The sequence below is a fragment of the Ruminiclostridium hungatei genome (assembly GCF_002051585.1).
Taxonomy (GTDB): Bacteria; Bacillota; Clostridia; order Acetivibrionales; family DSM-1351; genus Ruminiclostridium; species Ruminiclostridium hungatei.
This window is the reverse complement of sequence record NZ_MZGX01000003.1, coordinates 149,565-164,089: the sequence shown is the minus strand read 5'-3', so window position 1 is coordinate 164,089 and position 14,525 is coordinate 149,565. Positions and strand designations below refer to the sequence as shown.

Below are 14,525 nucleotides of genomic sequence, written 5' to 3'. Positions count from 1 at the left end.
CATGTGGACGTTTGGGAGGTCAGCGTGAAATTATATATTATAGGTACGGGGCCCGGAGAAGCTTCGCAGCTTACGGAAAAAGCCCTGGAGGCACTAAGCCGCAGTGAATTGATTGTAGGCTATCAGGTGTATATTGATTTGATAAAACCTTTGATAGGGGAGAAAGAAACCTTTACAACCCCCATGAGAAAGGAAGTGGAACGGTGTAAATACGCGGTGGAGGCTGCTGCTGCCGGAAGGACGGTTGCGGTGGTTTCCAGCGGAGACGCCGGCGTTTATGGAATGGCGGGACTTGTATTTGAAATACTGGAGGCGGTGGGATACAACCATATACAGGTGGAGGTCATTCCCGGAATAACCGCAGCTACATCGGCGGCAGCGGTGCTGGGTGCCCCCCTGACCCACGACTTTGCCGTGATATCCCTCAGCGATCTGCTGACTCCCTGGGAGGATATCGAAAAAAGGCTGAGACTTGCCGCGCAGGCGGGCTTTGCCATTTGTATCTATAATCCCTCAAGTAAAAAGCGGGGAGATTATCTCAAAAAAGCCTGCGAAATCATCATGAAGGAAGCAAGCGGAGACACACCCTGCGGGTATGTGAGAAATATAGGACGCCAGGGGCAGACCGGTAAAATACTTACACTGAGGGAACTGGCCAAGGAGCAGGTAGACATGTTTACTACCGTAATAGTGGGAAACAGGAATACCAGGGTTATGGGCAACAAGCTTGTAACTGCCAGAGGGTATAAGGATGTTGAATAGCAAAGCCGGTCAGATATATGTTTCAGGGGCGCTGAGCACCTGAAGGTTTGAATGGGGGAAGATACAGACATGGCAGTGAAGGTACTGGTTTTCGCCGGAACAACGGAGGGCAGGGAAATTTCAGAATTCCTGTCTGCAAACGGGGCAGTTGTTACCGTCTGCGTAGCCACCGAATATGGCAGGATGGTAATGCCTCACCGCGGGCAGATAGAAGTCAGGGTGGGCAGGATGACCCGTCCGCAGATGGAGGAGGCGGCCGGAGACTACTCCTTTGTAATTGATGCCACACATCCATATGCGGCAATTGTTTCTGAAAATATAAGGGCAGCCTGCCGGAACCTGGACATGGAATATATAAGACTGCTGCGGCCATCCACAGACATCGGGGAAGTAATAGCGGTGAATTCCGTCTGCGAAGCGGCCGAAATGCTGGACACAGCAGAGGGGAATATCCTGGTGACAACCGGCAGTAAGGAATTGGAGAAATTCACCGCTGTCAGGGATTTTGATAAAAGGCTGTATGTCAGAGTACTGCCTGCTCCTGAGGTTTTAGAAAAATGCACGGCGCTGGGCTTCAAAGGAAAGAATCTCATATGCATGCAAGGGCCTTTCAGCCATGAAATGAACCTTGCTACATTAAGGCATGTGAATGCAAAATATATGGTAACCAAGGACACCGGAAAGGCAGGAGGCTATGAAGAAAAAATATCTGCTGCCCGGGCTGCCGGAGCTACGGTCATCCTCATTGCAAGACCCGGGGATTCCGACGGACTCACCGTTGAAGAACTGAAAAGAGAGTTGCTTCTCAGGCTGAAGGGTGAGTCCTTTAACCAATAAAAAATGTAATGAATATATGGAGGTTAATATGAAGGCTATACTTATATTGGCACACGGGAGTCGTGAAAAAACCACTTTGGAGACTCTTGAAAGGGTGACTGAAATGACAAAGACCCAGCTTCCGGAGGTAGTGATTGAGACGGCATACATGGAATTCTGTGAAGTGAATCTGGAAAAAGGCCTGGATAAGCTGGTTGAAAGAGGAGCCGGGGAAATAATCGTAATACCCTATTTTCTTTTTTCAGGAGTGCATATCAGAGAGGATATCCCGTCGGAAATAGATGAATACCGGATAAAGCATCCGGATATAAGAATTTCCATGGGCAGTACCCTGGGAGCAGACCCGAGACTGGCGGGAGTTCTGGCTGACCGGATCAGAGAGGCATTATGAGCAGGAAGCTTTATATAATAGGTGCAGGTCCGGGAGACCGGGGATTTTTGACCCAGAGGGCGCTGCAGGTGTTGGAAAGCTGTGAAAAGGTATATAGTACAGCAGGCAGGTATGTGACCTTGCTTCCGGACATGGCAGGGACTATTGCTGAATGTCCCATATCAGATATTCCGGCGGCCATAGCCGCTTCTGAGGAGGCTGTCCTGGGTCTTCTTGTATCAGGAGATACCGGTTTCTTCAGCATAACGGCAAGCCTCTTGAAGAGCCTGGAAAAGGTTATTGAGACAGAGGTAATCTGCGGCATAAGCAGTCTGCAATATTTTTGTGCAAGGGCCGGTATAAGTTATGAAAATATAAAGATTGCAAGCCTTCATGGCAGGGAGGGCTCCATATTGGGAGCAGCAGCCTACAACCACAGGGTATTTGTTCTCACGGGAGGGGCCAATAAGGCGGACGGCGTTTGCAGGGAACTGGCAGAGGCCGGAATGCTCCACATAAATGCTGTTGTGGGAGAAAACCTGTCAATGGAAAATGAACGCATTGTTGCCGGCAGCGTAAGGGAACTGGCTGAAGGAACATATGCCGACCTTTCAGTACTGCTGCTGGAAAATACGGACTATGTAAAGTGTTATTTTCCACTCTATGACAGGGATTTTCTGAGGGGAGAGGTTCCCATGACAAAGGAGGAAATACGTGCCGTTGCGTTAGCCAAGCTGGCTGTTGAGCCGGGAGACATTGTATATGACGTGGGTGCAGGAACCGGCTCGGTAGCTATAGAAATGGCAAGAAAGGCCTGTGAGGGACGTGTTTTTGCCATAGAGAAAAATGCTGCCGCTTTGGAACTTTTAAATAAAAACCGCAAAAGGCTGGGAGCCTATAATGTAACCATAGTGCCAGGAACAGCACCGCATGCGTTTTCAGGACTTCCATGTCCCACCAAGGCATTTATAGGGGGAAGCGGCGGAAACATGGAACAAATAATTGAAAGTCTCAGACGGATAAATCCGGATATAGGAATTGTTGCAAATACAGTTACGCTGGAAGGACTCAATTCCTGTGTCAATTCCTTTGAGAGAAACAAGCTCAATACTGAAATTGTATGCATAAATTCAGCGGTAGCAAGAAAAACGGGCAATTATCACATGATGAGTGCAAATAATCCGGTATACATTATTTCAGGCAGAGGCCATAAACAGGCCGGGCTGTGAAACCGGCTGCGGCTATGGAGCCTACTTCAAGCCATACGGGGAGGGAAGCATGGAAAAACGCAGAATAAAGGGCCTTGTCATAGCCGGAACCGGAAGCGGCTGCGGCAAAACAACAGTTACCTGCGGCATTTTGAAGGCTCTGCATGAAAGAGGGAAAGAAACAGCCGCCTTCAAGTGCGGTCCCGATTATATAGACCCCATGTTTCATTCCGAGATAATCGGCACAGGCTCAGGGAATCTTGATGCCTTTCTGTGCGGAGAAAATAATCTGAAGTATCTGTATGCAAAGAATTCAGAGAAAGCTGATATAGCTGTTATTGAAGGCGTAATGGGGTTTTATGACGGTCTGGGCAGTGAGGGAGGCTATTCCACGTATTCTGCTGCAAAGCTCACAGGAGCACCGGTTGTACTGGTAGTCAACCCCAAGGGAATGGCACTGTCAGTTGCTGCTATAATCAAGGGCTTCAGGGATTTTATCCCGGACAATAATATAAAGGGAGTAATTATCAACTCTGTAGCTCCCGGGCTTTATGAAATGTACAGGTCCATGATAGAAGACAAAACGGGGCTCAGGGTGTATGGCTTCCTCCCTGAGTTAAAAGCTGCGGCTATCGGGAGCCGGCATCTCGGCCTTATAACTGCGGCGGAAATAGAGGATATGCAGCAGAAGCTGACGCTGCTGGCTCACAATACCCTGAAGTACGTGGATATGGAAGGGCTGCTGGAGTTGGCAGAATCAGCAGAGGAGATATGCTATGAACCTGTTGAGGTACATGGAAGGTTTGACTTGCGTATAGCGGTTGCAAGGGACAGGGCGTTCTGCTTTTACTACAGGGACAGCCTTGAGCTGTTGGAGCGGCTGGGAGCGGAGCTGGTATACTTCTCACCTCTTTCAGACCGCCGCATACCGGAAAATGTCCACGGACTGATTTTAGGGGGCGGGTATCCTGAACTGTTTGCGGGTGAATTGAGTAAAAACGCAGGCGTGCTTTCCGGAATAAAAGCGGCGGTTGAAGGGGGAATGCCTGTCTATGCGGAATGCGGGGGATTCATGTACCTGCAGGAGACTATCACTGATGCTCAAAAGAACTCATTTACCATGGCGGGAGTTTTAAGGGGTAACAGCTTCATGCAGAACAAGCTGTCCAGATTTGGGTATATTACTCTTACAGCAAAAGCTGACAACCTGCTGTGCAGGAAGGGTGAGCGCATAAATGCCCATGAATTCCACTACAGTGACAGTGACAAAAACGGAGGAGATTTTGAAGCAATGAAGCCTGACGGAAAGAGAAAATGGGAGTGCATTTTTGCAGACGAAACCATGGCTGCGGGATACCCCCATATGCATTTCTATGGTAATACCGGTTTTGCAGAAAGCTTTCTGCAAAAATGCAGTGAGTTTAAAAAAACCAGGGAAGACAAATAGTAAGGGATTCCAGACGGTATAAAGGCTGGAATAACTTTTGAGAGAAAGGTATACAGGGAATATTCATATGGCAAAGTCATTAATGATTCAGGGAACCATGTCAAATGCGGGGAAAAGCTTGCTGGCAGCCGGTCTGTGCCGCATATTCGCACAGGACGGCTATAGTGTGGCTCCCTTTAAGTCTCAAAATATGGCACTGAATTCCTTCATAACCGCCGATGGCCATGAGATGGGCAGGGCACAGGTGGTACAGGCAGAAGCGGCCAAAAAGGCTCCTGATATAAGAATGAATCCTATCTTACTGAAGCCTACCAGTGACAAAGGCTCCCAGGTTATAGTGGGAGGCAGTCCCATAGGAAACCTGACAGCCTCAGAATATTTTAAATACAAGCAGGCGCTGATACCGGAGATTCTGAACGCATATGAAAGTCTTTCGGAAGAAAATGATATAATTGTAATAGAAGGGGCAGGGAGTCCCGCCGAGATAAATCTGAAACAGATGGATATTGTGAATATGGGACTGGCTCAGATGGTAAAAGCTCCGGTGCTGCTTGCAGGGGATATTGACAGGGGAGGGGTGTTTGCTTCCCTGTTTGGGACGGTCATGCTTCTGGATGAAGTTGAAAGGAAATACATAAAAGGTACCATAATAAACAAGTTCAGAGGGGATGTGGAGATTCTCAAGCCTGGACTTCACATGCTGGAGGAGCTTATACATATTCCTGTGGCCGGAGTAGTCCCATACCTGTCTGTGGATTTGGAGGATGAGGACAGCCTCAGCGACAGATTTAAAAGGAGAAGGGCTGCCGTGCTGATAGATATTGCAGTAATCCACCTTCCCAGGATTGCAAATTTTACTGATTTCAATGTACTGGAGCACATTGAAGGTGCAGGCATCAGATATGTGGAGCGTGTGGGAGAACTGGGCGCTCCGGATCTTATAATAATTCCGGGAAGCAAGAATACAATAGCCGATCTTAAGTGGATGAGAGAAAATGGTCTTGAGGCGGGGATTCTGAAGCATGCAGCCCAGGACAAACCTGTAATCGGTATCTGCGGAGGCTATCAAATGCTGTGTGAGGTCATATCAGACCCTTTCTGTGTGGAACAGGGAGGGCATATCCGGGGAATGGGCCTGCTTAAAGCTGAAACCGTATTTGAAAAGGAAAAGACCAGAACCAGGGTGAACGGAACCTTCTCAGATGTGGGAGGTATATTTAAAGGACTGAGCGGTAAAAGCTTCGAAGGCTATGAAATACATATGGGTCAGACCCTGCCCATTAGGAACCGGAATACTTTGATTCATAACAGCGAAGGGGTATCGGGAGAAACAAGCCTTTCAACCCTTAAGGGGGGCAATTGTCCGGAAAAATCCGATGGAATGTGCAGCGGCAATATTTATGGGACATATGTACATGGGATTTTCGACAGTGAAGAGGTGCTTTTTGAGATAGCTCAAGCCCTTATGAACAGAAAGGGGCTTCACTATTACAAAGATACAGCCTTTAAGCTCAAGGAATACAAGGAAAGGCAGTATGACCTCCTTGCAGATGCCTTGCGGCAGTCATTGGATATGGAATTTATTTATAGGATTATTGAAGAAGGAATAAATATTTAATGGTTATGAAGACATGTGCTACTCCCGGCTCAGGATTGTACATGTATCTGATAAATTATACAATTGAGCCGGAAGGGTACACAATTTATATGCATATAATGAAACCTAGCGATATTGAAGCAAAGAGCTTTGAAATAATTGGCCGGGAGCTTGGGGGCAGACCTTTTGACAAGCTGCAGGAACCGGTCATAAAGAGGGTCATACACACGACTGCGGATTTTGATTATGCTGATAACCTTTGTTTTTCAGAGGATGCAATAACCCGTGCATTAACCTGTATCAGAGGCGGAGCCTGCATTGTCACCGATACGCAGATGGCTATGGCGGGGATTAACAAAGCGGCACTGAAAAAACAGGGCTGTGAAATACACTGTTTCATGGCAGATGCAGACGTGGCGGAAAAGGCTGCGGAAGAAGGGATTACCAGGGCTGCGGTATCAATGAGGAAAGCGTCTTTAATCAAAGAGCCTGTCATATTTGCTGTCGGCAATGCACCGACTGCCTTGCTGGAGCTGGAGAGGCTCATAAAGCAAGGCTGTATTTCACCGGGGCTTATAATCGGGGTTCCGGTAGGCTTTGTCAATGTAACCGAGTCAAAAGACATGATTATGAAGCTGGATATACCGTTTATTGTTGCAAAGGGCAGGAAGGGAGGCAGCAATGTTGCCGCCGCCATTGTAAATGCACTTTTGTACATGGCCTGACGCGGCAGGCAGGAGTACTTTTAATGGATATATTAATATCAGTAGTTATTGGCTTTATATTGGATTTAATTTTGGGAGATCCGCTATGGCTGCCACATCCGGTAAGGCTGATGGGCTGGGGGATAGCAAAAGGTGAAGGACTGTTAAGAAGGCTGCTGCCCAAAAACCCCACAGGGGAATTTGCGGGAGGTATGATACTGAGTATAATCATGACAGGCATAGCCTTTGCGGGGCCCTTTTTTATACTGGCTGCCGCAGAAAACATAAATAAAGTCCTTGAGCTTTCAATTTCATCAATATTCTGTTATCAGATACTGGCTGCAAAGTCGTTAAAAACAGAAAGCATGAAGGTATATACCCCTCTGAGAAACGGGGATTTGACCAATGCCAGGAAATACCTGTCGTGGATAGTGGGGCGTGATACTAAAGATCTCACCGAAGAAGGTATTACAAAGGCCGCTGTGGAAACCGTAGCAGAAAATACAACGGATGGAGTCATAGCTCCTCTGATATTCATGATTATAGGAGGGGCCCCGGCAGGCTTTCTGTATAAGGCGGTAAATACCCTGGACTCAATGATTGGATACAAGAATGAAAAATATTTGTATTTCGGCAAATTTGCGGCCCGGCTGGACGACATTCTTAACTTCATTCCTGCTGTCCTTTCGGCTTACGCCATGATAATGGCAAGCTTTATATGCCGGCTGGACTGGAAAAATGCCGTAAGGATTTACCGGAGGGACAAACGGAACCATTCCAGTCCCAACAGCGCAAGGACAGAGGCTGTGTGTGCAGGTGCCCTGAATGTGCAGTTGGCAGGAGATGCCTATTATTTTGGAAGGCTTGTAAAAAAGCCGTACATCGGGGATGGCATAAGAAATATTCAAATAGAGGATATACCGGCTGCCGCAAGGCTCATGTACACAACTGCTGTGATAGCGTTAATGGTCTTGTGTGCCTCAAGGCTGATAATTATATCATTCTAGAAAAGGGTTTATATGGTACTTCATTGCAGGGTACGTTTGACAGTATGAGCGGGAAGCAGGCACAGCAGGCAAGCGCAGCAGGCAGACACAACGGGAGGCATGATGGTGAGAACGGTTCATGGCGGAGATATATACAGCAAATATGACATAGGTCACAACAGAAGGCTGATTGACTTTTCAGCCAATATAAACCCCCTTGGACTGCCGGAGGGAGTGAAAAAAGCCATTTTCGAAAATATCGGGCAGTTCAGCAACTATCCCGACCCTGTTTGCAGAGAACTTGCGGAAAAAATAGCCCTGCACGAAAACGTACCCCAAGACTACATCATTTGCGGAAATGGAGCGGCCGATATAATATACAGAATTGCAGGGGCCCTCAAGCCGGGTAACACCCTGGTTACAGCTCCCTCTTTTTCCGAATATGAGGAGGCTGTCAGGCTGGAGGGAGGCGGGATAAAATACCATTATCTGTCAGAAGCCAGGAATTTCCTTGTGGGCAGGGACATACTGAAAGCCTTGACTCCGGACATAAGGCTTGTTTTTCTTTGCAATCCCAATAATCCCACAGGCAAGCTTACCGAAAAGGAAACAGTGCTGGAACTTGCCGGCAGGTGCAGGGATAATAATTGCACACTGGTGGTGGATGAGTGTTTCATGGATTTTCTGGATGACCCGCATAAGTACAGTGTGTCGGATTGTCTGGAATCTTTTGAAAATGTAATAGTTCTGAAGGCTTTTACAAAAATATATGCAATGGCCGGAATCCGGCTTGGTTATGCCCTGTGCTCCTGCAAAGAATTGCTGGAGCGGCTAAAAATATCAGGGCAGCCCTGGGGGGTGTCTGCGGTGGCGCAGATATGCGGAGTTGCTGCTCTGGATGAACATGCTTACATAAGCAGGACAAAAAAGCTTGTCAGGCGGAACAGAGAGTATCTTTTACAGGAATTGGACAAGCTGGGCTATAAGGTCTTTGACTCGGCCGCCAATTATATACTTTTTAAGACTGAAAACAGAAATCTCCACAAAGAGCTTTTAAAATACGGTATACTGGCACGTTCCTGCAATAATTACGCAGGTCTTGACGAAAAATATATAAGGGTTGCCGTGAAACTGGAACAGGACAACCAATACCTGATAGGCTGCCTACAGGAGCTGGAAGCAGCAAGGGGAAAATAGGAATACTTCCGGGCTGGTTCGCTGCCGGAATCAAATGGGCAGCGAACCGTCAGAAATACGTTATTCATCAGGTGAAGCAGTGACAGCAGAAGTCTCCTCAGCTTCAAAAAGGGGCTTGAAAACCAGCACACTGAGCGGGGGCAATGTGAGCCTTAGACTGAAGGGTCTGCCGTGTAACGGCTCGGGCTCTGTCTTGTATAGGACTCCCTGGCAATCGGGTTCATAGCCTCCGTATTTTTCAGAATTACTGTTTAAAATCAGCTCATATTCAAGCTCATAGGGGGCTCCGATACAGTAGTTATCATTAACCGCAGGTGTAAAGTTGCAGATGAAAACAAGCATATCACGGTAATTCCGGCCTTTTCTTAAAAAAGCTACAACACTGTGGTCATTGTCGTTGCAGTCTATCCATTCAAAGCCGTCATAACTGAAATCCACCTGATATAATGCCGGATGGCTGTTATACAGGCTGTTAAGATCCCGGACGAAGGTCTGCATTTTTTTATGCATTTCATAGTCCAGAAGATGCCAGTCCAGACCTTTTTTGTCGTCCCATTCAATAAACTGTCCGAATTCACTGCCCATAAAAAGCAATTTTTTGCCGGGATGTCCGTAGGTGTAGCCATAGGTCACTCTCAGGCCTGCAAATTTCTGCCAGTAATCACCCGGCATTTTATTCAGCATGGAGCATTTTCCGTGTACCACCTCGTCATGCGAGAGCACAAGGACAAAGTTTTCGCTGAAAGCATACATAAGTGAAAAGGTTATGAGATTGTGATGATATTTTCTATATATGGGGTCCATGCTGACATATTTGAGAAAATCATTCATCCAGCCCATGTTCCACTTGAAGGTAAAGCCCAGTCCGCCCTCATAGGGCGGCTTTGTAATCATAGGCCATGAGGCTGATTCCTCCGCAATCATCATTATACCCTTGAAGTAGCCAAAAACCGTGGTATTCAATTGCTTCAGGAAATCCACAGCCTCCAGATTCATATTTCCGCCATATTTGTTTGGAATCCATTCTCCCGGTTTTTTGGCATAGTCCAGATATATCATGGAAGCTACCGCATCCACCCGCAGCCCGTCAATGTGATATTTCTCAAACCAGAATACTGCATTGGATATGAGAAAATTCCTGACTTCATTTCTGCCGTGGTTGAATATCAAGGTTCCCCATTCAGGATGTTCTCCCTGCCGCGGGTCGGTATGCTCATACAGCGCAGTGCCGTCAAAACGGGCCAAACCGTGGGTATCTCTGGGAAAGTGCGCCGGTACCCAGTCAAGTATTACTCCGATTCCGTTCTGATGGCATAAATCCACAAGATACATAAAATCTTCGGGAGTTCCATATCTGCTGGTCACTGCAAAATATCCCGTGACCTGATACCCCCAGGAACCGTCGTAGGGGTGTTCGGTTACAGGCAGAAGTTCTATATGTGTATAACCCATGTGTTTAATATAGGGCACCAACCTGTCGGCAATAGTTCTGTAATTGAGATACAAATCCCCGTCTTGATCCGGTTGGGGCAGGGTGGACCAGGTTCCGAGATGCAGTTCATATATTGATACAGGTGCAGTAAAGACGTCTGTAGCAGCTCTTTTCTCAAGCCAATCCCTGTCGTTCCATTCATACAAATCAAGGGAGTGCACTATGGATGCCCTGGCAGGTCGCTTCTCCGCGTAATAGGCATAGGGGTCGGCCTTCTCGGCAAGCTGCCCGCCTGGGGTCTTTATTTCAAATTTGTAAAGGTCTCCGGCAGCAACAAGGGGAATAAAGAGCTCCCATATTCCGGAAGCACCCAGTTGCCGCATTTGATGTCTCCGGCCATCCCACTGGTTGAAATTCCCCACCACACTGACCCTTTCGGCACAGGGTGCCCAAACGGAAAACAGTGTGCCTGTTACATTGTTTATAGTCATTACATGGGCGCCAAGCTTTTCATATATTTTGTGATGGTTTCCCTGGCTATGGAGGAATATGTCGTATTCCGAAATAACAGGCCAAAAGCTGTAGGGATCATGAGTTATATAGCTGTTGCCCGACTGGTCCGTTATTCTCAGCTTATATTCAAAAAGTTCCTTTCTTGAAGGAAAAATTGCCTCATAAATACCTGGCTGATATTTGGCAGCCATGGGATGAAAGGTATTATCCGCAATGTCCAGAACCTCTACAAGTCTGGCATTGGGATGGTAAGCTCTCACGGCCAGGTCTTTTTTCCGGCCTCTGCTGCTGACAACATGCATGCCGAGAAAAACATGAGGGTCTTTGCAATCACCTGTTACTATACTGCCGGCAATATCCTTAGGCTGGACTTTCATTTAACCACCTCGGCTGAAAAATTTGTTTTAAACCTATATTTACCATACTATATTATTTTCTCTCAATAAACAACAATAAAATAAGGAGCTGCTTTTGAACAGATCAGCTAAAGCAGCCCCAGGCCATAAAAACAGAGCACGGGTACACAGTACAGGAATGGAATTCAATAAGCAGTTCGACCAAGTATTCCATCTGTAATTCGTACCCGTGCAAATATAAATTGTAATAAAAAATACAGTTTTGACCAGCCTGAAAATTCATATATTCAAAATATGAAGATTATGCCCTCTTGCTGAATTTTATGTCGAACCAGACTGCCAGAAGCAGGATCAAGCCCTTAACCACGTATTGAGCAGCAACGTCGGCATTCATAAGGCTCATTCCGTTATCAAGACTGCCCATGACCAGAGCTCCTATTATACAGCCTGCGATGGTTCCGGCTCCGCCCAGGGTACTTGTTCCGCCGATAACTGCAGAAGCAATGGCGTCCATTTCCATGTTGGTTCCCGCTGAGCCTGTTGCCGCATTCAATCTTGCAGTATAAACGATACCTGCTATGGTTGAAAGAAGTCCCATCAATACAAAGATACCCAGGTTAACCCTGTTGATATTGATACCGGACAATCTTGCAGCTTCCTTGTTGCCGCCTATGGCATACACATGTCTGCCGAAGGTGGTTTTCTCAGCTATAACCGTAAATATGACTATGATTGCGATGAGGAGAAGAATGGCATAGGGGATACCCATGTAGCTGGCCATAATACCGATTCCAAGTGCGATTATCGTGGAGAACAGCACCATTTTTGCTATCAGAAGCGGAACGGGCAGAACCTCAAAGCCGTACTTTATTCTTGAATGTCTCTTTACAAGCTCAAATACCAGATAGCAGATTATAAAGGCGACTCCAACCAAAGCGCTTGTATCATTGAAGGGAAGGTTTGCATTTATCTTGGGCAGGTAGCCCTGTCCAATTATTTTGAAGGAATCGTTCATGGGGGCGATGGAGTTTCCGCCTGTTATTGCAATGACGCCCCCTCTGAAGGCGAGAAATCCCGCAAGGGTTACAATAAAAGCAGGTACTTTACCATAGGATATCCAAAAACCCTGGAAAAGGCCCAGCAATAAACCGATGGCAAGTGTTATGGCAATTGTCTCAATAGTACCGAAGCCGCCTTTTACCATCAACTGAGCGGCTACCGCGCCTGTGAGTCCCACGAAGGAGCCTACAGAAAGGTCAATGTGTCCTGCAACCATGACCAGAACCATACCACAGGCAGCTATTGCCGTTGCGGCACACTGCAAAAACAAGTTGGACAGGTTTCTGGAAGATATGAATATCCCGTCGGTGACAATGGTGAAGAAGGCCCAGATTACCAGCAAAGCCAATATCATGGTGTATTGGCGCATATTCCCCTTAAGGGTTCCCAATAGTATTTTTTTAATAGACTTAGAATCTTTTAATGCAGTTTGATTATCTTTAGCAATGGCGTTTAATTCTGCATTTCCCATAATAACCTCCGTCTCGCCGCTGCAGGCGATGTATATAGTAATATAAAGACACTTTGATGCTACATTCCTCCGGTTGCATATGTTAAAATATTTTCCTGCGTAGCCTCTTCCCAATTAAACTCTCTGGTGAGACGGCCTTCGTGCATAACCAGGATTCTGTCGCTCATTCCCAGTATTTCGGGCAATTCGGAGGATATCATAACGATACACACACCTTCGTCTATCAATTTGTTCATTATGTTGTATATTTCGAATTTGGCACCTACATCTATACCTCTTGTGGGCTCATCCATAATCAATATCTTGGGTTTTGTCATAAGCCATTTGGCAAGAACCACTTTTTGCTGGTTACCGCCGCTTAAGTTTGTGACTTTTTGCTCGATACTGGGGGTCTTGACTCTCAAATCCCTGACATACTGATTTGTAGCTTTTATGGCTTCATTTCCGTTTATGAGGGAAAGCCTTGAGATGGATTCAAGGCTGGAAAGGGTCACATTGTTTTTAATGTCCATTCCAAGTACCAGACCATAGCGCTTTCTGTCTTCGGACACATAGCTTATCCCGGAAGCAATAGCCTGCTTGGGATTTTTTATGGATACTTTCTTGCCTTCCAGGTAGATTTCACCGCTTACATTGGCACCGTAGGCACCAAAAATGCTCATGACCAGCTCGGTTCTTCCTGCACCCATTAATCCCGCAATTCCGAGGATTTCACCTTTGCGGACTGCAAAATTTGCATTGTGGATTACTTTCAGTTCAGGAAGGTCAGGATTTTGAACATTCCAATTTTTTATCTCCAGGACCACTTCACCCGGAGTGTGCTCTTTTCGGGGGAAACGCTGAGTAAGCTCACGTCCCACCATTTTTGAAATAACCTTGTTTTCGGTCATCTCACAGGCAGGCTCAGTACCGATGGTTTTGCCGTCCCGCAGTATTGTGATGTTATCAGCAATTTCAAATACTTCGTTCAGCTTGTGAGAAATATATATACATGTTACACCCTTGGCTTTCAACTCCTTGAGTATTTGTAACAGATTTTCCGTTTCTGACTCTGTAAGTGCAGCAGAAGGTTCATCCAGGATAAGAACTTCGGCTTTTTTTGCGATTGCTTTTGCTATTTCCACCAGTTGCTGCTGACCTATTCCCAGATTTACAACCTTTGTGTTGGGGTTTATGTTAAGCCTTACTTCCTTGAGCACTTTCTGTGTTTCCGCATAGGATTTGTCCCAATCTATCAATCCGCTTTTTTTAACTTTTTCATTACCCAGAAATATGTTTTCACACACACTCATCTGCTTTACAAGTGCAAGTTCCTGATAAATAATAGCTACGCCTGCCTTCTCGCTGTCTTTTATACCCGAATAGCTTTGTGTACTTCCTTTTAGTATAATTTCACCTGTGTAAGTGCCGGCGGGATATACTCCGCTGAGAACCTTCATAAGAGTTGATTTTCCGGCTCCGTTTTCTCCGCACAGGGCATGGATTTCACCCTTTTTTACATTGAAGGTGACATTGTCCAGTGCTTTAACCCCCGGAAACTCTTTGGTGATGTTCTTCATTTCTAATATATACTCGCTCATAATAA

The 14,525-nt window shown here is 46.4% G+C and carries 12 protein-coding genes; 9 read left to right on the top strand and 3 right to left on the bottom strand.

All coding sequences use genetic code 11. The features are described from left to right. The first annotated feature begins 24 nt into the window (after positions 1-24). The 9 genes from cobJ to cobD all read left to right on the top strand — a co-directional run bounded on the left by cobJ (position 25) and on the right by cobD (position 9,108). The gene (gene cobJ / locus CLHUN_RS03270) at positions 25-762 is read left to right on the top strand and encodes a precorrin-3B C(17)-methyltransferase (protein ID WP_080063131.1); all 738 of its coding nucleotides are present in this window, start codon (positions 25-27) and stop codon (positions 760-762) included. A 51-nt stretch (positions 763-813) separates the two neighbouring features. Beyond that, positions 814-1,599: a precorrin-6A reductase gene (gene cobK / locus CLHUN_RS03265; protein WP_242656425.1), complete on the top strand. Its 786-nt coding sequence runs from the start codon at positions 814-816 to the stop codon at positions 1,597-1,599. A 28-nt stretch (positions 1,600-1,627) separates the two neighbouring features. Next, positions 1,628-1,990, top strand: coding sequence for a sirohydrochlorin chelatase (locus CLHUN_RS03260; RefSeq protein WP_080063130.1), 363 nt, complete (start codon positions 1,628-1,630; stop codon positions 1,988-1,990). Next, entirely contained in the window at positions 1,987-3,198 is a 1,212-nt protein-coding gene (gene cbiE, locus CLHUN_RS03255; RefSeq protein ID WP_080063129.1) for a precorrin-6y C5,15-methyltransferase (decarboxylating) subunit CbiE, read from the top strand. Before CLHUN_RS03260 ends, cbiE begins: the two co-directional genes overlap by 4 nt. A gap of 49 nt (positions 3,199-3,247) precedes the next feature. Beyond that, on the top strand, positions 3,248-4,624 hold the full coding sequence (locus CLHUN_RS03250) for a cobyrinic acid a,c-diamide synthase CobB (protein WP_080063128.1): 1,377 nt from the start codon (positions 3,248-3,250) through the stop codon (positions 4,622-4,624). Between the two features lie 67 nt (positions 4,625-4,691). Continuing rightward, a complete protein-coding gene (locus CLHUN_RS03245) occupies positions 4,692-6,242 on the top strand; it encodes a cobyric acid synthase (RefSeq protein ID WP_080063214.1) in 1,551 nt (516 codons plus the stop codon). An 89-nt stretch (positions 6,243-6,331) separates the two neighbouring features. Next, entirely contained in the window at positions 6,332-6,946 is a 615-nt protein-coding gene (locus CLHUN_RS03240) for a precorrin-8X methylmutase (RefSeq protein WP_080063213.1), read from the top strand. Between the two features lie 23 nt (positions 6,947-6,969). Further along, the gene (gene cbiB / locus CLHUN_RS03235) at positions 6,970-7,932 is read left to right on the top strand and encodes an adenosylcobinamide-phosphate synthase CbiB (protein ID WP_080063127.1); all 963 of its coding nucleotides are present in this window, start codon (positions 6,970-6,972) and stop codon (positions 7,930-7,932) included. Positions 7,933-8,031: 99 nt separating this feature from the next. Continuing rightward, on the top strand, positions 8,032-9,108 hold the full coding sequence (cobD, locus tag CLHUN_RS03230) for a threonine-phosphate decarboxylase CobD (RefSeq protein WP_242656424.1): 1,077 nt from the start codon (positions 8,032-8,034) through the stop codon (positions 9,106-9,108). A 60-nt stretch (positions 9,109-9,168) separates the two neighbouring features. Here cobD and glgB read toward each other — a convergent pair whose 3' ends face one another. From glgB to CLHUN_RS03215, 3 genes are all read right to left on the bottom strand, one after another. Then, positions 9,169-11,430 carry a 1,4-alpha-glucan branching protein GlgB gene (glgB, locus tag CLHUN_RS03225; RefSeq protein ID WP_080063125.1) on the bottom strand — a complete coding sequence of 754 codons (2,262 nt, stop codon included), beginning with the start codon at positions 11,428-11,430 and terminating at the stop codon, positions 9,169-9,171. 280 nt (positions 11,431-11,710) lie between these two features. Further along, complete coding sequence (locus CLHUN_RS03220; RefSeq protein WP_080063124.1) at positions 11,711-12,940, bottom strand: sugar ABC transporter permease; 1,230 nt, start codon at positions 12,938-12,940, stop codon at positions 11,711-11,713. Positions 12,941-12,999: 59 nt separating this feature from the next. Beyond that, a complete protein-coding gene (locus CLHUN_RS03215; protein ID WP_080063123.1) occupies positions 13,000-14,520 on the bottom strand; it encodes a xylose ABC transporter ATP-binding protein in 1,521 nt (506 codons plus the stop codon). Positions 14,521-14,525 lie beyond the last annotated feature (5 nt).

Coding starts and splice junctions, on each gene's coding strand:
- cobK (WP_242656425.1), top strand. CDS start 814: ATGGGGGAAGATACAGACATGGCAGTGAAGGTACTGGTTTTCGCCGGA.
- CLHUN_RS03260 (WP_080063130.1), top strand. CDS start 1,628: ATGAAGGCTATACTTATATTGGCACACGGGAGTCGTGAAAAAACCACT.
- cbiE (WP_080063129.1), top strand. CDS start 1,987: ATGAGCAGGAAGCTTTATATAATAGGTGCAGGTCCGGGAGACCGGGGA.
- CLHUN_RS03250 (WP_080063128.1), top strand. CDS start 3,248: ATGGAAAAACGCAGAATAAAGGGCCTTGTCATAGCCGGAACCGGAAGC.
- CLHUN_RS03245 (WP_080063214.1), top strand. CDS start 4,692: ATGGCAAAGTCATTAATGATTCAGGGAACCATGTCAAATGCGGGGAAA.
- CLHUN_RS03240 (WP_080063213.1), top strand. CDS start 6,332: ATGCATATAATGAAACCTAGCGATATTGAAGCAAAGAGCTTTGAAATA.
- cbiB (WP_080063127.1), top strand. CDS start 6,970: ATGGATATATTAATATCAGTAGTTATTGGCTTTATATTGGATTTAATT.
- cobD (WP_242656424.1), top strand. CDS start 8,032: ATGATGGTGAGAACGGTTCATGGCGGAGATATATACAGCAAATATGAC.
- glgB (WP_080063125.1), bottom strand. CDS start 11,430: ATGAAAGTCCAGCCTAAGGATATTGCCGGCAGTATAGTAACAGGTGAT.
- CLHUN_RS03220 (WP_080063124.1), bottom strand. CDS start 12,940: ATGGGAAATGCAGAATTAAACGCCATTGCTAAAGATAATCAAACTGCA.
- CLHUN_RS03215 (WP_080063123.1), bottom strand. CDS start 14,520: ATGAGCGAGTATATATTAGAAATGAAGAACATCACCAAAGAGTTTCCG.